Raw genomic sequence first — 18,449 nt, forward strand, 5'->3', positions numbered from 1 at the left:
CTTTCTGTTTCTTATATTTTTTCTCAACAACTTTACTTTAAAGTTTTACTTCAACTGTCATAATTTTATCCGGTCCCAGTTCCAGGTTCAAAGCGGTTCCCTCATAAGTAAGGTCCGTAATTCTTTCTTCCTTCATATTAACCAGATATGCTTCTTTTACAGGACGGTCAAATATCAGCGCTGCCTCTTTTGTTTCTGTACATGGATTGTAGATACGAAGAATGATGACGTCCCTGTCTTCCCCCATCTTGATACAGGATGCCTGTGCTCCTTTGACCTCAAAAAAGCTCTTTTCATTCGGTAAATATCCTGTATTTTCATAATCCGTACTGAACTGCACCGGCAGAACAGGAATTCTCTGGCGCCTGCTCTCTTCCTGCAATCCGGCGTCTTCCCAACTGCCTCTGTGAACCGTTAATCCATAGCGGTATTCCATTTCTTCCTGGAGCTGTCCGCCCTCCTGCGACGGATAAGAAGATCCACTGCGGAACTCGGTACAGATCATATTTCTTACCGCCCGGAATAATGTACAGGATAAAATTCCCTTACGGGAAGCATCGTATTCTATAAATTCCTGTGAGACTACTCCAAATCCCTTGTTCCCATCACTGATATCCACAAATCCCTGCATCGGCAGTTTATCCATCTCTGTACAACGGAGTCCGTTTTCTTCCTTGTCTGCAGCTGCATTTCTATAGTCCACACAGAAATGTCCTCCGGCAGATGCACCTTCAGCCAAGACATCTGCATTAAAGTTTACCGACAGCCGGTGATCCTTTGCAGTATTTCTTACCTTCAGAATTACATCCAGCTTTTTTGCATCTTTCTTCAATATGTAACGGATAGCAACCAAAAGGTCTGTCATTTCACTGCTTCTCTTGCTTTCTCCCTGGATTCCTGCTTCGGGGCGCAGGCTAAATGCCGGGACGCGGAACTTATATGAAACACAGATGCTGGTCTGAAGGGGTGTGTTTTCTTCCATCCAGATATCTGCAGAGGTTCCACGGCTTGAGAATATCTGATCATGATAAGGCGGATAATGAATCCAGTAATCACCGATATCGCCGCCGCTTTCCAGGTAATTGAGCTCACCTGTTTCAAATCCCGTTTCCTTGTCCAGCAATTTCACTGTACCGTTTGGCTGGACGCTGGCCCTCAGATATTTATTTTCCATGACACAGGCACCTATTCCAAGCTCCCTGCCATCGCTCATGCGGGTTGCCGGCCAGAATTTCTGCTTTCTGGCAAATTTCTGCCTGGGTACCAGTTTCACTGTTTTATATCCTCCTGCAGGTATTTCACCTGTCTCCAGGATAAGTTCATGGCGGTCCGCATAGAAAGGTTCCGGCCTGGTATGGCGGCTGACTGCAGGTGTTACTGTTTCTTTTCTGGAAATATGGGCAATTTCTAATTTCTTCCCATCCATACTGTACACATCAAAATCCCAGATATTCTGTTCTTCCGGTGTATCAATTACCAGTTCCACCACTTCATTTCTTTTTGCAGGAAGAGGATTAACAAGGAGAACCAGGATATCTTCTTTTTGAAAATCTGCTCCGGATATATTGGAAGCAATATAGCGGATGACCTGATCATTTACACATTCGGATAATTCTGTACACTGATCCAGACGGTACATAACATCTCTGACCGTTTTCTCCTGTACAACGCCGTTAATGCTGTCATGGGACTGGGAACCCAACAGATAGTCTCTGGCTCTGTTCAGGTAATTCCTGTCATAATTCATTCCCATCAATACCCCGGCTACTGAAAGCGGTTCTGCCATATCCATCAGGATGCTTTCTGCCGATTTATTTTTCTTTTTCACAGGGTAGCGGGTCATCAGTGCATTGGCTGACACGGAAGGTGCCGGACCATCTCTCAGTTCCCCTTTAATGACTCTTAGGTCTTCCCCTGCCAGCTTTTCCTTTAAAATTGCCGCATAATCTTCCATATTTGTATGGGATAGGGTGATACCCTCTTCTTTTAGAACTTCATTTATTTTATCAATTAATTTCGGTAACCTGGTCTGTGCACAGGTGGAATCCGATCCATCCATTAAAACCCGGTCATTTTTTAACCTGCTGGCATTCATGGCATTCCAGGAATAAAGGGCAAGCTCTTTCAGTTTTTCTTCATGAACCTCTTCCCTGTGGCTGAGCATAAAGAAATCCTGTTCACTTCCGGTTTTATCTGCTCTGTGATAAAGTCTTGTATTCCCATAGTCGTAGCGGAACTCATCTGACTTGTATGCCCTTCCGCTCATGGCTTCCATATAGGTATTCATATAGAAATTGGCACGGGCATCCTCTCCAAGCCTGCTGGCAAGTACCTGAGTACCGTCTTTACCTTCCCAGATAAACTCGCTCTCCGGTGCTTTTCTCTCATTTACTCTTTTTGCCACAATGACTAAATCAATGCCAAAGCCTTTGTATATCTGAGGAAACTGACTGGGCTGTCCCCATCCAAAAGATTCATAGCCCACATTTAATTTATGTCCGTACCGGGCGCAGACCTGATCTCCTTTTAGAAGATTTCTTACCAGGCTTTCTCCGCTGACCGGATACAGATCCGGAAGGGTATACCATGGTCCGATCAAAAGCCGTCTGTCCCGAATATGCTTTTCTAACCGCTCTTTATTCTCCGGACGAATCATTAGGTAATCTTCTAAGAATACGCTCTGTCCGTCAAAGAGAAAACTTACATAATCCGATCGGGTATCCAGCACATCCAGCAACTCATCCAGCATTTCCGCCAGATAAATTCTGCTTTCCCAGATTGGATACCTCCATTCCCTATCCCAGTGCGTATGTGTAATTACATAACCTTTTTTATCCATATACAAAACTCCTTCTCTTATTTAACCTTTCAACGCTCCCATAGTCAGACCGCTGACAAAATTCTTCTGTGCACAAAGATATGCAATAATAACGGGCATTGCCGCAAAAAATACATAGGCGAATACAATTCCCCAGTTTGCAGAATGGGGGCCAATAGCAGTATAAATACCTACGGTAATCGTCCTAACCTGTCCCAGCAGCAGCGGTGTCTGAAAGTCATTCCAGATTCCAAGACCTACGAAGATTGCAATAGTTGCCGTACAGGGCCGAAGCAGTGGAAACAAAATGGACCAGAATATACGGAACCTGGTCGCTCCGTCAATCGATGCCGCTTCTTCCAACTCTATAGGCAGTGAATGCACATAATTGGTATACATAAAAGAAGCAAAGGAAATATTACCGGATACAAATACCAGAATCAGAATAGGTACTCCAAACGGGATACCCATATTCCGCAGTAAAATACACAAAGGCAGATAAACGATAACATAAGGAACCATGATTCCAATCAGGAAATACACCCGGAGCATACCGGAGAGCCTGGACTTCACCCTTGCCAGATAATAAGCCGCCAGGGAAGACACGATTACCGTTATTACCGTTCCAGCCACCATTAGGATAATGGAATTGGTATACATCTCCACTAAATTGGTATTCGGGCTTTGTAATACACTGATAATATTTTCCATCGTAGGTGGAATCGGAAGGGTCAGCGGCTGATCCAGAATGATGCCGGAGTCTTTAAAGGTATTGGCGATAGCTATGTAAATAGGCAGAATCACTATGATTGCCAGAATAAACAGAAAAGCGGTCTGGAAAATATTTACCGCCCTGGTTTTCGCTTTCATAGAATGCATTACATTTCCACCTCCTTTTTATTCATGGCACTGACAATGAAGATTGAGATTGCTCCGATTGCCAGGAATAATACAACTGATATTGCAGAAGAGTAACCTACCATATTATTGGAAAAGCCCTGGGAAACAATATTATATACTACCGTTTCCGTATCGTAACCGGGACCACCGTCTGTCATAATCTTCACGACGTCGTACATACGAAGTTCATTGATAATACTCATCAGAAAGCTCACCGACATGCCCGGTATAATAAGCGGAAGGGTTACGTTGCGGAATTTTTTCCAACGGTTCCCGCCATCTACGGTACATGCTTCGTATAATTCATGAGGCACTGTCTGAAGCGCTGCAAGATACAGCATCATATGATAGCCAAGTGTGCGCCAGATTTCTACAATGATAATACATACAATTGCCGACCCCTGACTTCCAAGCCAGTTACCAACAAGATCCGACAATCCCAGGGCACTGAGAATACCATTTAGTACACCATTATAGGAAAGAATACTCTTCCAAACAAAGGAGATTGCCACGGTACTTAATACAAACGGAACAAAAAAGATAATTCTAAAAACGTTACTCTTTGCAGAAGCTGTATTTACCAGCATTGCTAAAAATAAACCAAGTATATTTACAAGAACGACTACTACAACGGAAATAACAGCAGTATTCTTTACTGCATTTCCCAATCTGGCATCCCGGAATACATTCAGATAATTCTCAAGTCCCAGAAATTCCATTGCATTGAAACCGTTCCACTTATTCAAACTGAAATAAAAAGCCATAAAAATAGGAATTACAAGTAAAACAGTATAGATTATAAATGCCGGTGCGGCAAAGCCAAGGGACATTTTACTTTTTTTCATTTTAAACACCTCATATTATTTAAGAAAAGCTGCTGCAAATCCATCTTTTCTGTTTGAATCTACAACAGCCCTGTTCTATTCAAATTTCGTTTTATTGCGCATCCAGTAATCTTTGATATTCAACATCCCAGTTTTCCACTTCCGCTTTTACATCTGCTCCGTTAAAAATATTCTGGAATGATTTATCCATATAAGACTGCATTCCACTTGGAACTGCAAATTCGCCCGGAAGTTTTATAATTTCCTGAACGGTGTTCCATCCGGAAGTATTGTCTAAGAACTTTGTAGTAACCGGTCCCTGTTCGTAAGATACTGCTTTTTTTGTAGTAGAATATAAGCCGTCTGACTGCAGGTATGTCTTATATACTTCCTGATTTTCATCAAACACATATTTGATGAACTGGAAAGCAGCATCCTTATTCTCACATGTCTCAGAAACGCCCCAGTAGGAACAGTCTGCAACGCAGATTTCGCTTCCATCCATAGTTGGAACTGAAAATACGCCAAAGTCTTCATTCTTTTCTCCGTCCAGGCCTGCTGCCTGCCAGGAACCGTCAACCATCATAGCTGCTGTTCCCTTCTTAAACTCTTCGGAAGCCTGGCTGTAACTTAATGACATAGCACCTTCATAGTAATATCCTTTATTAACCATGTCCTGCCACTTCGTCAGAACGTCAACCGTTGTCTCATTATTCCATGTATTTTTACCTTCTTTTAATTCCTGGTTAAAATTCGGGTATTTAGACAATAAAGCCGTATCCCCTTCTGCAATCCAGAATGGTTCTCCCGTTGCCCAGATATCCCCGGTTCCGCCGCACATTAACGGTACTTTGCCTGCATCTTTAATGGTCTGACACACATTCATAAATTCATCCCAGGTTTTAGGCTCTTCCAGCTTCAGTTCATTGAATACTGCTTTGTTATAATAACACTGCATTTTATACTGTTTAAAACTTGGTACGGTTATGCTCTTTCCATTATAGGTACACAGTGCAGATTCCTCAAAGAGATCCAGAACATCCTGGGGTACCTCAGTAAAAATACCTTCCATTGTTGCCAGCTGTTCTGCCTCAATTACAACATCCGGGAAATTACCGCTGCTTAACATGGTTTTCCAGAAGGAAGCACGGTCATCACCGGTTGCCAGAACCTTCTCTACGTTAATTTCCGGATTGGCTGCTTCAAATGAATCAATCATTCCCTGCCAGATCTCTGCCGTGATATTATCTGTCTCAAAAACACCAAAGGTGATCGTAGTCTGTCCTTCACTTCCGGTATCATCTGCCGCTGCAGTATCCGCTGCTTTTGTTTCATCAGCTGCCGCAGACGTCTCTTTTGTCTCCCCTGCTGTTGCTGCTTCTTTTGTTTCTCCTGTAGTTGCATTCGTCTGGGTTTTGCCGCCACCGCATCCTGCAATAAATGTTGCTGACATACATGCGGTCAGTAAAATTGCTATTATTTTTCTTCTTCTTTTCAAAACTGTATCCTCCTTTTATCTCTTTTTTATTCCCGCGGGCAACGAGCCAAGTAGGTATGACTGCCTGTCCACATGACTGCTGCCGCGAGGGTCAAAGCCCCCTCAGCTCTCTGCGCGGGGTCTTCGACTTGATCGTAACTCACCGGTTTGCTTTGATGACTACATTATATTTCATAAATCAGAGGGTTACAATTTCACAAATTATAGAACTCTTTCGAAAATTGCAGGTCATATTGCAATTTCTATATATTTAATATAGTATTGATTCAAATATTATACAAAGAGACAGAAAGTGAGTGTGTCATGAAAATAAAAAAACGGATAGAAAATACCAGTATTTTTAGCAAAATCTCCTTTGCAACAATTTTACTCATTATCCTGTGTTCTTTGGCTACCAGCTCATTTCAGCTAATTAATTTTACGATTAACATCAAGGGCAAGGATCAGCTTCTGGTCAGCGAAGCAGCCGAAAGAATTGAACAATTTATGCTGGACAAATATAATATGATGTACAACCAGCGAATCTTAATGCACTCCACAGACCATATTGCAAATATTATTTCATCCACCAGATCCAATTCGTCTGATATTTATCAATCGAATAATCTGAATAAAATAACAGATTACCTGACTGCCCTGTGCTACTCGGATCACATGATTCAGGACACCATCCTCTTTACGTCCGACGGAAAAAATGCCTTTTCCTATTCCAATGTCAGCAGTCGTAAGATTTCTATCAGCTATGATTATAATAAACTGCCTTACATAAAAGATTTTAAAAATACTTCGGAAACACTTACCACTATTTATGATGCAGCTCCTCCTTATATCCCCCAGTCATCCAAAGAAAATTCTGAAGTAGTGACATTTATAGGCAAGCTGTATGACATGAATTATCCAACGAAAAAAATCGTTACCGGATACCTGATGATGAACTTTTCTCCCCGGGAAATCAGTGCCACATACAATGAAATTGACAACGCTGCGGACGGGGAATATATTGTGGTGAACGGATCTTCCAAAATAATTTATTCGAATAATCCTTCTTACATTAACCTTAATTACAAGAAAGGATTTTTGCCGGAGGAAGATATCCTGTCTAACAAATCAGTCAGCCTGTCCGGTCTGAAAATCATCAGCGCTGTCTCTGATGAAAAACTAATGAAAAACATCTGGGGTATTATCCAGAAAATCATTCTGGTTACCGGCCTCAGTATTCTGTGCCTGGTCACCATTGTTACTGTACTTCACAAGTATTACAAAAGACGTTTTCATGATCTGGCTTCCGCTATATCCCTGATCAGCCAAGGGGATTTTGACACCAGGCTGCCGGTTAACTCCGATGACGAAATCGGCTATTTAAGCCAGACCTTTAATACCATGTGTGAAACTTTAGATATCTATATCAAAAAGACCTATCTGGCTGAGACACAGCGCAGGACTGCAGAACTTTATGCCCTCCAGGCGCAGATCAACCCGCATTTTCTGGCAAATACCCTGGAAAGCATTCGCATGAGGGCACTTGAAGACGATAACTATGAGGTAGCTGAGATGCTTGCCAACCTGGGTAACCTTTTTCATTGGATGAAAGATTTTAACCATGATATAGTATATCTGGAGGACGAAATAGATTACATAGAATCATACCTGGAATTGCAGAAATTCCGCTTTGGAGATAAGCTCAGTGTCCTGATGAATGTGCCTCCTGACATTCTTTATCTGGGTATCCCTAAGTTCACCCTCCAGCCCATTGTAGAAAACAACCTAACCCACGGCTTTCCTCAAAATAGCCAGCCACTTGAAATCAGTATAAATTTCCAGGTCTGCGACAACATAATCACGCTCACTATTACCGATAACGGCACCGGAATGCGTGAAGAAACCCTTGCTGACCTCCAAGACCATATCGCCGGTATCCAGACACACTCTTCCTATGGTCTGGCACTAAGGAATGTTCATACCAGAATCCAGCTTTTGTTCGGAAAGCAATATGGACTCAGTATTAACAGTAAATTATACAGAGGCACTGCGGTGGTAGTTACGCTTCCTGCCTTAGAGAAAAAGGAGATGGAGAAATATGTACAAAATGATTATTGTGGATGATGAACCCCTGATCCGTTCCGGTCTTCGGAATCTGATCGAATGGGAAGTTTACGGAATTGAAATTGTATCTGAATCGGAGGATGGCATGAAAGCCTATCTGAACATCAAAGACCAGATTATTGACATTGCTCTTATTGATATCAATATGCCCAACATGAATGGGCTGGAACTTATTGAGCTTTGTTCCCATCTGCCACATTGCCCCAAATTTATCATACTGAGCGGCTACAACGATTTTGAATACGTTCGCACCGCTATGCAGCATGGTGCAGTCAATTATCTGCTTAAACCTGTAAATCAGGAAGAACTGACAAATACAATTATATCTACAGTGCACATGCTGGATGATACCCAAACACAAAAACAGCAGTTTCAGGAAAGTCTTATGGCTCTTCGCAATGACATTCTGGTAAGGGTCCTGACCAACCGTATCGACACCCGGGAATTACGTGAGAAATGCCGCTTTGTAAATCTTACCTTTCGCTGTAGTAAAATGCGTGTGGGACTTCTAAAGCCCTTGTTTCACAGCGGGGAACGTTCCATGAAATGGGCAGATTTTTCCACAGCCAGATTGTGTGAAAAGATTTGTAAAGATACCTGTGACTGCTACGCTGCACTCGACACATCTGATAACATCATTCTTATTTTCAAGGATTATGCATATTCCTTAACAAATGCTGATTACGAACGCCTGCTGGAGTCCTGCATCAGACAGTTAAAAGAACGCATTTCCTTTCCTGTCATTACCTCTCTAAGTGAAAATGCCTCAACAGTGCATGACCTTTCTGCCTCCTACATATACTGCCTCCAGTCTGCAGAACGCAAAGAAATCATGCAGAACCTGTTTCAGAAAGATACCATTGTACAGCTTGAAAAAGATACCCCCTATATTTTTGATTATTCCAGCCTTGCAAATATTATTGAAGCACGTGACAGCAAAGCCCTTCTGGAACTGCTTCGTCAATACTTTGCCGAAATGCTCCGCCAGGACAACAACAACAATCTGGAAAATATTAAATATCAACTGATTGAGTTTATCATCTGCGCCATGCAGGAATTAAAGTCATCACTTTTTTCCAGCGCAGACATTGATGTTCAAAAAAAAGAAGCCTTTCGTATTATCGGATCGGCACTTTCACTTACCGAACTGGAAGAAAAGCTGTATCAACTATTTACAACTTTGATGGACCAGCTGGATGAAAATACAAATCCCACCTATTCGTACCTGATTCAAAATGCGCTCAGCTATGTATGCAGCAACTACCAGGATATTAATCTATCTCTGAAAACCCTGGCCTCACAGCTGAATGTAAATGCTGCCTACCTTGGCCGCCAGTTTGCAATAGACACCAATGAATACTTTTCTGACTATTTAAACCGAATCCGTATCTCCAAAGCAATCCACTTGCTGAAAAGTACCTCCTGGAAGACCTCAGCAATTGCAGAAGCCGTAGGCTTTGCTAACATCACTTACTTCTTTACCATCTTTAAAAAAACCACGGGAAAGAGACCTGGAGACTTCCGGAAAAACTGATCAGCCATACCTGTAAGACATAAAAGCATACTTTCATAATAAACGGCCCTCCGTCTGTTGGACAGAGAGCCGTTTATTACAAAAATACGCCTCCAATATTAAAGCAGTATATGGTTATTCCTGAAAAGTAACTTCTGTATGGTACAGTGACTTCTCATCCAGGTATTGTTTGTATGTCTTTGTTTTTTTCTTTTCTTCATAATCAGGGGACCAGTAATACCCCTTAATTTCATCCATGTATTGGATATAGTCACAAATATAAATGTACACAGTGCCGGTGTCCCTTCCATAGAGCTGGTAGGTATCTGCGTAACTGCCCTGATAATCCAGCAGTTCTCCATCTTTGTCTAAAATAACCAGAAAATAATCGTAATTCAGCTTATCTGAGGGGATGATCATCTGTGCAGTAATTTCATAAGGTGTTTTTTCAACTTTGGAAATCCCCAGTCCATCTGCATTGGTATCGTTTAGTTCCACAGTCTGAGTCCTTGAGGTGTCCAGAGACACATCAAATTCAAAATTCCATTCGCCCTCATACCGCTTCACAAGATTATCATATATTACCCCGGTATCACCTTCCGGGAAGGTTACGGTTCTTGCTTCTGTCTCAAACAATTCTCCGGAAATATCAGTCAGATTTAAACTATAAGTAAAGTTATCAGGAACCGGAAGAGGTTTGCCAATCTCCGGAAACTGCTCCTTTAATTTCAAGTTATATTCATCCACCTTTAACGCAGCTTCATCAGTACTCATATCATCTTTTACGTAATCATTAATGTCCAGTCCTTTTGCTGCAATTTCCTCATCCGTAGGATAATAGGAAAACTGATCAAGTGATACACGGTAGATTCCTGCAAATGTATGATTGTCAATAAACTGACCTTCTATATACAGTTCCGGTCCGATATCCATATCAGAAAAACTAAAACTTGCTGTTCCATCCAGTTTCAGTGTATCATAATCTAAAATATAGTCCTCCATATTTTTTGTTCTTATAAAATCTGCCGGGAACTCTTCTTCATTTTTAATACTCATTGCCAGATATAAAGCTTTTGTACTATAATATACTTCAGAAACCGTAACTGTTAAGCCATTAGAAGTTTTGATATATTTACTTTCCCTGGCAGCCTTTTCTTGTACCTGTTCCTGTTTTTCATTTCCCTGTTTATCATTTCCCTGTTTATCATTCTCCTGTTTTTCATTCTCCTCTTTTTTAATCCCTTTTGTTACAATCCCCTCTTTTTCATTCTCCTCTTTTTTAATCCCCTTTTTTTCAATCCCTTCTGTTTCAGCCCCTTTTGTTGTTTCACCAATCTCTGTAACAGCCCCGGTATCTTCCGCTCCTTCCGTCACCAAAACCTGTGCCGTAGAACTGAAATCTCCCTTATAGCTCACCGTAGACTCCACCCGCTCAAATATATGCCCGATTAAAGGTATTTTAGCTGCCAGGGCAGGATTAGATACGCAGAACAAAGAAAAGACGGCTACAGCGGCAGCAATGCCTGTCGTCGTTGTTATAAATTTCTTCCTCCGCTGTCTTTTTTTTATTTTAACAGCCCTTGTAACTCCTTTATCAATAACATCATCAATATTCTCCGGTATCGGAATTTGATCAAACTCATTTTTATTAAGCATAAATATACCCCTCTTTCAAAATCATGCGCAGTTTCTTTTTTGCCTTTGACAGGTCTGATTTAATAGTCCCCTCAGGCTTTGAAGACATTTTAGATATTTCAGATATGGTCAGCCCTTCAAAATACTTCAGTACAATCAGCGTCCGGTATGGCTCATCCAGCTGTCTTACCGCATTGTGGAGATCCATTTTTTCTTCCTGGGAAATACCGCTGTCCATCTGCTTTACCGTATCTTGCGGGATATCATCCTGGGCATAAGGAATTACTTTGGATGACTTACGATACATTTGCATAGCACAGTTATATAGTATTCTGGTTATCCAGGTTTTAAAATACTGAGGTTCTCTCAGATTATGAATAGCCAGCAATCCCTGAACGGTAGTATCCTGAAGAACATCCAGTGCCAAATCCTGATTTTTCACATAGGAAAATGCAGTTCGGTAAAGATATTCTTTATGAAATTTAATTAAGTCTCCATAAGCTTGTACATCGCCTTTTTTTGCCTTTCGGGCAAGCATCAGATCTTCTCCCTGTATGTTCTCCATTTTTATATCATTCCTTTCGCTTCGCCCATCTTAATAACAACATAACGTAACAAACCTGTTATTGTATTTATCTATGGCTGCTTATTGCTGTATTACTTTTCTAATTAATTTTGTGCACATTGATTAGATGCTTTATATAGGAAAAAGGTTGCGCTTTTTATCTTTTTAAATAAAATACTAAATAAAAGTCACAGACAAAAATAAAAAAGGGATAATCCATTCTTGGATCACCCCTTAAGTTCAGTCATACAGGCACATAAGCCTGCCGGTTATTCAACCCCGGTATCAAATCTGTCTCATACGTCAAATCTTATTATCTGCCTCATACTCCGGTAACAACTGGCGAAGCTTCCAAGATATATACAGTTATCATACGATCTCCAGCAAACCCTTTATTGCGTTAATCCCTGCCTGTAAAAGTTTATTGCTATCCATCTCACTGTGGGCATTAATATTGTTTTCCTGAGCAATTGCATCTATCATGGCATAAATCAGATAGAGCTTTTCTAAAGAAGCATTGATATTATTTTGAACAAGCGTATCAATAAACACATTCATTAATTTTTCTTCCAAACCACAAAACGTTTGGAAGATCTCTTCGTCTTTATTCATCATATTACTTAATTCAGCAATACCCCTGGCAGAATTTGCATAAATACTAGTAAACACACAAATGGTTTTTTCAATAAATTCATCTACCGTAAATGGTTCATCACCTTCAGATAAGGAAAAAAGTAAGGGGTCAATCTGTTCTTCAAAAAACTTTTGAAATGCAGAAATAAAAATTGCTTTTTTGTCCGGAAAGTAACTATAAAGAGCCCCGGTAGAAACACCTGCCCTCTTACATATTTCATTGGTATTTGTTTCATAATATCCTTTTTCGCAAAACAGCTCAAAACCAGCATGGATTATTTTATTCTGTTTTTCGATAGATCGTTTCTGTGTAGGTTTTCGTATCTGTGGCATTCTTATCATCTCTCTTTCAATATGCAGTATAATACATACCTCATTAATTTTCAATATAAATAAGAATAATTATTTTTGTTTTCTATTGACAACTTGTGACTAGTAATGCTAAAATTATAAAAACAAGAATATTTATTCATATTTTTGTTGTACAGAAAGGAAATTAACATATGAATAAAATATATTTAAGACCTTTTACTGATGAAGACCTATTATTATTTGAAATATGGTTAAACAAGGAATATATAAAAAAATGGTATCTTGACCCTGAAGACTGGCTTATGGAAGTACATCACCGGGCAGACACCCATTCCTGGATCCATCATTTTATTGTTATGAGTAATGATATACCAATTGGTTTCTGCCAGTATTATGATTGCTATGATGGAATCAACGATGAAATAGAAGATTGGTACTCTGTTTCAAAGCCTAATCATACTTTTAGTATTGACTATCTGATCGGAAATGAAAACTACTTAAGAAAGGGGTATGGTAAAGAAATTATCCGCCTTCTAACCCAAAAAGTAAAAGCAGAACAAATTGCAGAGAAAATTATTGTTCAGCCAGATATAGAAAATATACCTTCTAACAAGGCATTACTGGCAAATGGTTATATCTTTGATTCAGAAAAAAATTATTATATCAAAGAACTAATAGTATTGGAAAAATGTAACTAAAAAACAGAGATTCCTGTTATATAGGAATCTCTGTTTTAACTTTTACTTAACCGTCCCCTGCAGGAATCGAACCTGCACTTAATCCTTAGGAGGGATTCGTAATATCCATTTTACTAAGGGGACAAGGATAAAAGTTACTTTATAAATATTACACTTTTTAACCTAAAAAGTCAAGTCAATTTCAATATTTACTTAAAAAAACAGCTATTGGCAGAAACTGCACAATAGCTGTTCATGTTGAATACAAATTTTATTCTGGAAAATTCAAACATCCCTGCAGCCAGATCACACCTTTAAATCTTCTGCCCTCTTCCGGAACACCCATTAAATCTTTTTCATTTATGCAAATATCAAATACCATTTCATTACATAATATTTTCATCTGATAAATTTCTTCCTGACTTAACGTATTTTTCACCTTATTACAAGACTTAATCTCTCCCATAATATGATACTGATCACATTCCATACCATAAGGCATAAAGAACGTATCGACAATCGTAAATACATCTTCCTGCATAATACGTCTGGATATCATGGTATAAGTATCAATGTCTTCCAAGGTCAGACTTTCAATTGCATCTTCATCACCATTTCTTGCAGCGGCAATCAAATGATTTCGATTTTTGGTAGCCTCTTTATCTGTATCAATCTGCTGTTCACTTTTCTGAATCGGAAGTAAGATCTTACCCTTAGTGGATAATCCTGAAAATGTAGTACTTATATTCTGGCCGCTTAATTTATTTAAATTTGCCTGCATTTTATAATCTGCTGCATTCTGGAGATAAAAAATCAAAGATACTCCGACTCTTACATCTTCACATACACCTGCATAGGATTCTTTTCCTACATGCTTTTCAATTACCAGATCTTCATCACTGGTAATTCCCGTCCCTTTAAAATAAGGAAAATAATATTCCTGATGGAACCCCTGTTCATCCAATTCCCCGCAAACTGTAATGCCTATATCCTGGCCAAAATCTTTTGACATCTCAATAAATGCACCTTCATCTTCTTCCACTACTTGCTTTTTGTCACTATTTTCACAGATGTCTTTTACGATCTGATCCACTTCTTTTCTCTTCTCCAGGTTGCTAAAACCGATTGCCCTTAAATAACTGTGCACTACATTCACCTCCTTACAATCAATATTTTGTGATCATGCTCTTCTAATTGATTCTTCTTTTGTAATAAATTATTTAATAACACTCATACCACCCATGTATGGACGTAATGCTTCCGGTATACGGATACTTCCATCTTCATTCAAATTGTTCTCCAGGAAAGCAATTAACATTCTCGGCGGAGCTACTACTGTATTATTTAGTGTATGCGCCAAGTACTTGCCACTTTCCCCATTTACACGTATTTTTAATCTTCTTGCCTGTGCATCCCCTAAATTAGAGCAGCTTCCTACTTCAAAATATTTTTTCTGTCTTGGTGACCAGGCTTCTACATCAATAGATTTAACCTTCAGATCAGCCAAATCTCCGGAGCAGCATTCTAAAGTACGAACAGGAATATCCATAGAACGGAACAGATCAACTGTATTCTGCCATAACTTCTCAAACCATACCACGCTGTCTTCTGGTTTACAAACCACGATCATCTCCTGTTTTTCAAACTGATGAATACGGTAGACACCTCTTTCTTCAATACCATGGGCACCCTTTTCTTTACGGAAACATGGAGAATAGCTTGTCATTGTTTTTGGCAGCTGTTCTTCGGGAATAATCGTATCAATAAACTTACCAATCATAGAATGTTCGCTTGTACCAATTAAATAGAGGTCTTCACCTTCTATTTTATACATCATAGCTTCCATTTCTGCAAAACTCATTACACCGGTCACTACATCGCTTCGAATCATAAACGGTGGAATGCAGTAAGTAAATCCACGGTTGATCATAAAATCACGTGCATAAGAAATGACAGCAGAGTGTAGTCTTGCTATATCACCCATCAGATAATAAAATCCGTTTCCTGCTACTTTTCTTGCACTGTCTAAATCAATGCCGTCAAATTTTTCCATAATTTCTGTATGATATGGAATCTCAAATTCAGGTACAAAAGGTTCTCCGTATTTTTGTACTTCCACATTTTCACTATCATCTTTACCAATTGGTACGGATGAGTCAATAATGTTAGGAATTATCATCATAATTTTTTTGAGCTCTTCTTCAACATTTCTTTCTTTTTCAGATAACTCGTTTAATCTTTCTGCCTGGGAAGCTACCTGTTTTTTAATTTCTTCTGCTTCATCTTTTTTACCCTGTGCCATTAATCCGCCGATTTGTTTGGATAATTTATTACGCTCAGCTCTTAAAGATTCTACTTCTTTTTTGATATCTCTGTTTTCCTGATCCAACTTTAAAACTTCATCTACCTTTTCAAGCTTATAATCCTGAAATTTATTACGAATATTTTGTTTTACAACTTCCGGATTCTCTCTTAAAAATTTTATATCTAACATGTTTTAATGTCCTCTCTTCTATCTTAATTTTACTATAAAATCCTATAATATTAAATTTCTACCTTATATAATACCCTATTTTTCTTCATTCGTAAAGGGTCAAAAAAAAGCAGATTATTTACATAATATCTGCTTTTTCGATGACAATTTTATATTTCCGTATGGGCATTTACTGCCTGTCTTAGTGCTTCTTTTTCTTCTTCACCAAGTACAATATAGGACTCACCCTTTACAATTTCCTTAATATAGGTATAACATCCTTCCCTGCTATGGATTGCATTTATAACCAGTCCGTTATCTTCTTTATCCAACATAGCCAGGGCAAAACTTAATTTACCTCCTACTTCTTTAAAGGCATCGTATTTTACAATTGCAGTTTTATTCAAAGTCCTGTTTTGTATTTCTTTTATCTGTTTGATTTCCTCCATATGATTTTTACTGGACTCCATCAGCATATCAATATCATTTATATTGTGAAGGATGGTTTTTTCTAATGATATACCATCTTTTCCCTTCATGAAAGTTTTATACTTTTTCATAAAACGATCCATTTTAAATGAATTCTTTATTTGGAACACAAAGAGGATGATTATCATAATCATCATAAGAATTAAAATAATCCCCGGATCGATTCCTAAAGCATTGATGATTTTACTTTCCATTTAATAGCTCCCCTATCTGATTGATTCTAACATTTCTACGATACGTTCAAGTTCTTCATTGGAGTAGTATTCTATTTGTATCTTACCTTTATTATTTGATTTATGATCAACAATTACTTTTGTACCCAGGATAGCTTTGATTTTTTCTTCTATATCTTTATATATAAGACTATTTACAGTATTTTTTTCATCTATTTTCTTTTCTGTCTTCTCTAGCTGGATCGTTTTCATGAGTTTTTCAGTCTCACGTACACTTAATTTTTCATCAAATATTCTATTTGCAACTGTATACTGTAACTCTTTATCTTCAATTGACAATAAGGCTCTTGCGTGCCCAGTCGATATCATATCATCTATTACCATCTGCTGAACTCTGTCATCTAATTTAAGTAAACGCATTGAATTTGTAACAGCTGTACGACTTTTGGAAACCCGCTCTGCAACCTCATCCTGCTTTAAATTAAACTCATTTAATAAGCGTTTATATGCATGAGCTTCTTCAATTGGATTCAAATCTTCTCTTTGAATATTTTCAATCAACGAGATTTCTACTCGTTCCTGGTTTGTATAATTTTTAATTATTACCGGAACCTCTTTTAATCCCGCTATTTTAGCAGCTCTCCATCGGCGTTCACCTGCAATTATTTCATAATAATCTCCCTTTTTTTGTACAATTAAGGGCTGTATAACGCCAAACTGCTTAATAGATTCAGCAAGTTCTAAGAGCGCATCTTCATCAAACTTTTTACGAGGCTGTTCTCTATTTGGTTCTATCTCCGTAATTTTAATTCTTATCTCTTCCTGTTTAACTACTGTCTTGACTTGTTGTTTTTCTTCTTTTGCATCTTTGACCGTAGTTTTTTGGGAGGTGCTATGTGTCGGTATTAACGAATCCAGTCCTTTTCCCAAACCAGTTTTTTTTACTACCATTCTTCTTCTCCTCTATGTATCACTTCTTCTGCCAATAATTTATAGCTCTCTGCCCCTGTGGATCTGGAATCATAAATATTAATTGGCATTCCATGGCTTGGCGCTTCTGCAAGACGAATATTACGCGGAATAATTGTCTTATAAATTGTTTGATTTAAATTATTTTTAACATTTTCAACAACCTGTAGTGAAAGATTAGTACGAGCATCATACATTGTAAATACTACACCTTCCATTTCCAGTTCCGGATTCAGTCTTTCTCTTACTAAATTAATGGTGTGCATTAATTGAGTTAATCCCTCTAATGCATAATACTCACATTGAATTGGTACTAAAACAGTGTCAGACGCGCACATTGAATTCACCGTAAGCATACTTAAAGATGGAGGGCAGTCAATAATAATAAAATCAAAATTATCTTTTACTTTAGCAACTTCCTTTTTTAAAATATACTCTTTTTCATCAATTTCAATTAATTCGATCTCCGCAGCAGCTAAATTGATATTAGAAGGCAACAAACTAAGATTTTCATATACATCTTTTATCATGCAATCTTCAATAGTGCATTGTCCTAATAATAACTCATATACTGTATTTTCGGCATCCTCTTTTTCTACTCCAATACCACTGGTCGCATTACCCTGAGGATCCATATCTATGATTAAAACTTTTTGACCTAATTCTGCCAGGGAGGCAGATAAATTAATAGCCGTAGTAGTTTTTCCTACGCCGCCCTTTTGATTAGCAACTACGATCGTTCTTCCCATAATTTAATCCCTTTCTTGATTTATACTTTTACATTATAGCACTTATCGAAATGATAATCTATAAAAATGTTTCACGTGAAACATCATTTATGTAAAATTTAAGATTTCAATGTTTCAC

15 protein-coding genes and 1 tRNA gene are annotated in these 18,449 nt (G+C 38.6%); 3 read left to right on the plus strand and 13 right to left on the minus strand.

Going from position 1 to position 18,449, the window contains the following annotated elements; genetic code table 11:
- Positions 1–37 precede the first annotated feature (37 nt).
- The 4 genes from CD03_RS0121355 to CD03_RS0121370 all read right to left on the minus strand — a co-directional run bounded on the left by CD03_RS0121355 (position 38) and on the right by CD03_RS0121370 (position 6,040).
- Positions 38–2,839 (minus strand): glycoside hydrolase family 38 C-terminal domain-containing protein, encoded by a 2,802-nt coding sequence (locus CD03_RS0121355; RefSeq protein ID WP_027295376.1) that lies wholly within the window; start codon positions 2,837–2,839, stop codon positions 38–40.
- A gap of 21 nt (positions 2,840–2,860) precedes the next feature.
- Entirely contained in the window at positions 2,861–3,697 is an 837-nt protein-coding gene (locus CD03_RS0121360; RefSeq protein ID WP_052377905.1) for a carbohydrate ABC transporter permease, read from the minus strand.
- Complete coding sequence (locus tag CD03_RS0121365; RefSeq protein ID WP_027295378.1) at positions 3,697–4,563, minus strand: carbohydrate ABC transporter permease; 867 nt, start codon at positions 4,561–4,563, stop codon at positions 3,697–3,699. Before CD03_RS0121365 ends, CD03_RS0121360 begins: the two co-directional genes overlap by 1 nt.
- 91 nt (positions 4,564–4,654) lie before the next feature.
- On the minus strand, positions 4,655–6,040 hold the full coding sequence (locus CD03_RS0121370) for an ABC transporter substrate-binding protein (RefSeq protein ID WP_027295379.1): 1,386 nt from the start codon (positions 6,038–6,040) through the stop codon (positions 4,655–4,657).
- Positions 6,041–6,343: 303 nt separating this feature from the next.
- On the opposite strand from CD03_RS0121370, the gene CD03_RS0121375 reads away from it, so the two are divergent.
- Positions 6,344–8,143, plus strand: a complete 1,800-nt coding sequence (locus CD03_RS0121375) for a sensor histidine kinase (RefSeq protein ID WP_027295380.1) — start codon at positions 6,344–6,346, stop codon at positions 8,141–8,143.
- A complete protein-coding gene (locus tag CD03_RS36330) occupies positions 8,118–9,677 on the plus strand; it encodes a response regulator transcription factor (RefSeq protein ID WP_027295381.1) in 1,560 nt (519 codons plus the stop codon). The genes CD03_RS0121375 and CD03_RS36330 overlap by 26 nt, the downstream gene beginning before the upstream one ends.
- A gap of 114 nt (positions 9,678–9,791) precedes the next feature.
- Here the strand turns inward: CD03_RS36330 and CD03_RS0121385 are convergent, their stop codons facing one another.
- From CD03_RS0121385 to CD03_RS34315, 3 genes are all read right to left on the minus strand, one after another.
- Complete coding sequence (locus tag CD03_RS0121385) at positions 9,792–11,312, minus strand: DUF4179 domain-containing protein (protein WP_027295382.1); 1,521 nt, start codon at positions 11,310–11,312, stop codon at positions 9,792–9,794.
- Positions 11,305–11,856, minus strand: coding sequence for a sigma-70 family RNA polymerase sigma factor (locus CD03_RS0121390; RefSeq protein WP_027295383.1), 552 nt, complete (start codon positions 11,854–11,856; stop codon positions 11,305–11,307). The genes CD03_RS0121385 and CD03_RS0121390 overlap by 8 nt, the downstream gene beginning before the upstream one ends.
- Positions 11,857–12,225: 369 nt before the next feature.
- A complete protein-coding gene (locus tag CD03_RS34315; protein WP_044289573.1) occupies positions 12,226–12,822 on the minus strand; it encodes a TetR/AcrR family transcriptional regulator in 597 nt (198 codons plus the stop codon).
- A 170-nt stretch (positions 12,823–12,992) separates the two neighbouring features.
- On the opposite strand from CD03_RS34315, the gene CD03_RS0121400 reads away from it, so the two are divergent.
- Positions 12,993–13,499, plus strand: coding sequence for a GNAT family N-acetyltransferase (locus CD03_RS0121400; RefSeq protein ID WP_044289574.1), 507 nt, complete (start codon positions 12,993–12,995; stop codon positions 13,497–13,499).
- Between the two features lie 51 nt (positions 13,500–13,550).
- On the opposite strand, the gene CD03_RS0121405 is transcribed toward CD03_RS0121400, so the two are convergent.
- The 6 genes from CD03_RS0121405 to CD03_RS0121430 all read right to left on the minus strand — a co-directional run bounded on the left by CD03_RS0121405 (position 13,551) and on the right by CD03_RS0121430 (position 18,331).
- Positions 13,551–13,622: transfer RNA gene (locus tag CD03_RS0121405), tRNA-Arg, on the minus strand.
- Between the two features lie 127 nt (positions 13,623–13,749).
- Positions 13,750–14,625 carry a DUF3881 family protein gene (locus tag CD03_RS0121410; protein WP_027295385.1) on the minus strand — a complete coding sequence of 292 codons (876 nt, stop codon included), beginning with the start codon at positions 14,623–14,625 and terminating at the stop codon, positions 13,750–13,752.
- A gap of 69 nt (positions 14,626–14,694) precedes the next feature.
- Positions 14,695–15,972, minus strand: coding sequence for a serine--tRNA ligase (gene serS, locus CD03_RS0121415; RefSeq protein ID WP_027295386.1), 1,278 nt, complete (start codon positions 15,970–15,972; stop codon positions 14,695–14,697).
- Between the two features lie 149 nt (positions 15,973–16,121).
- A complete protein-coding gene (locus CD03_RS0121420) occupies positions 16,122–16,634 on the minus strand; it encodes a DUF4446 family protein (RefSeq protein WP_027295387.1) in 513 nt (170 codons plus the stop codon).
- Positions 16,635–16,646: 12 nt separating this feature from the next.
- Positions 16,647–17,564, minus strand: a complete 918-nt coding sequence (locus CD03_RS0121425; RefSeq protein WP_027295388.1) for a ParB/RepB/Spo0J family partition protein — start codon at positions 17,562–17,564, stop codon at positions 16,647–16,649.
- Entirely contained in the window at positions 17,558–18,331 is a 774-nt protein-coding gene (locus CD03_RS0121430) for a ParA family protein (protein ID WP_027295389.1), read from the minus strand. Before CD03_RS0121430 ends, CD03_RS0121425 begins: the two co-directional genes overlap by 7 nt.
- Between the last annotated feature and the right edge of the window lie 118 nt (positions 18,332–18,449).

This window comes from Robinsoniella sp. KNHs210 (assembly GCF_000686105.1).
Taxonomy (GTDB): domain Bacteria; phylum Bacillota; class Clostridia; order Lachnospirales; family Lachnospiraceae; genus Robinsoniella; species Robinsoniella peoriensis.

What these genes read in the sequence shown, in the direction of transcription:
- CD03_RS0121385 (WP_027295382.1), bottom strand. Translation starts at nt 11,312, where the DNA reads ATGCTTAATAAAAATGAGTTTGATCAAATTCCGATACCGGAGAATATT.
- CD03_RS36330 (WP_027295381.1), top strand. Translation starts at nt 8,118, where the DNA reads ATGTACAAAATGATTATTGTGGATGATGAACCCCTGATCCGTTCCGGT.
- CD03_RS34315 (WP_044289573.1), bottom strand. Translation starts at nt 12,822, where the DNA reads ATGCCACAGATACGAAAACCTACACAGAAACGATCTATCGAAAAACAG.
- serS (WP_027295386.1), bottom strand. Translation starts at nt 15,972, where the DNA reads ATGTTAGATATAAAATTTTTAAGAGAGAATCCGGAAGTTGTAAAACAA.
- CD03_RS0121425 (WP_027295388.1), bottom strand. Translation starts at nt 17,564, where the DNA reads ATGGTAGTAAAAAAAACTGGTTTGGGAAAAGGACTGGATTCGTTAATA.
- CD03_RS0121420 (WP_027295387.1), bottom strand. Translation starts at nt 16,634, where the DNA reads ATGGAAAGTAAAATCATCAATGCTTTAGGAATCGATCCGGGGATTATT.
- CD03_RS0121375 (WP_027295380.1), top strand. Translation starts at nt 6,344, where the DNA reads ATGAAAATAAAAAAACGGATAGAAAATACCAGTATTTTTAGCAAAATC.
- CD03_RS0121355 (WP_027295376.1), bottom strand. Translation starts at nt 2,839, where the DNA reads ATGGATAAAAAAGGTTATGTAATTACACATACGCACTGGGATAGGGAA.
- CD03_RS0121430 (WP_027295389.1), bottom strand. Translation starts at nt 18,331, where the DNA reads ATGGGAAGAACGATCGTAGTTGCTAATCAAAAGGGCGGCGTAGGAAAA.
- CD03_RS0121390 (WP_027295383.1), bottom strand. Translation starts at nt 11,856, where the DNA reads ATGGAGAACATACAGGGAGAAGATCTGATGCTTGCCCGAAAGGCAAAA.
- CD03_RS0121400 (WP_044289574.1), top strand. Translation starts at nt 12,993, where the DNA reads ATGAATAAAATATATTTAAGACCTTTTACTGATGAAGACCTATTATTA.
- CD03_RS0121365 (WP_027295378.1), bottom strand. Translation starts at nt 4,563, where the DNA reads ATGAAAAAAAGTAAAATGTCCCTTGGCTTTGCCGCACCGGCATTTATA.
- CD03_RS0121360 (WP_052377905.1), bottom strand. Translation starts at nt 3,697, where the DNA reads ATGCATTCTATGAAAGCGAAAACCAGGGCGGTAAATATTTTCCAGACC.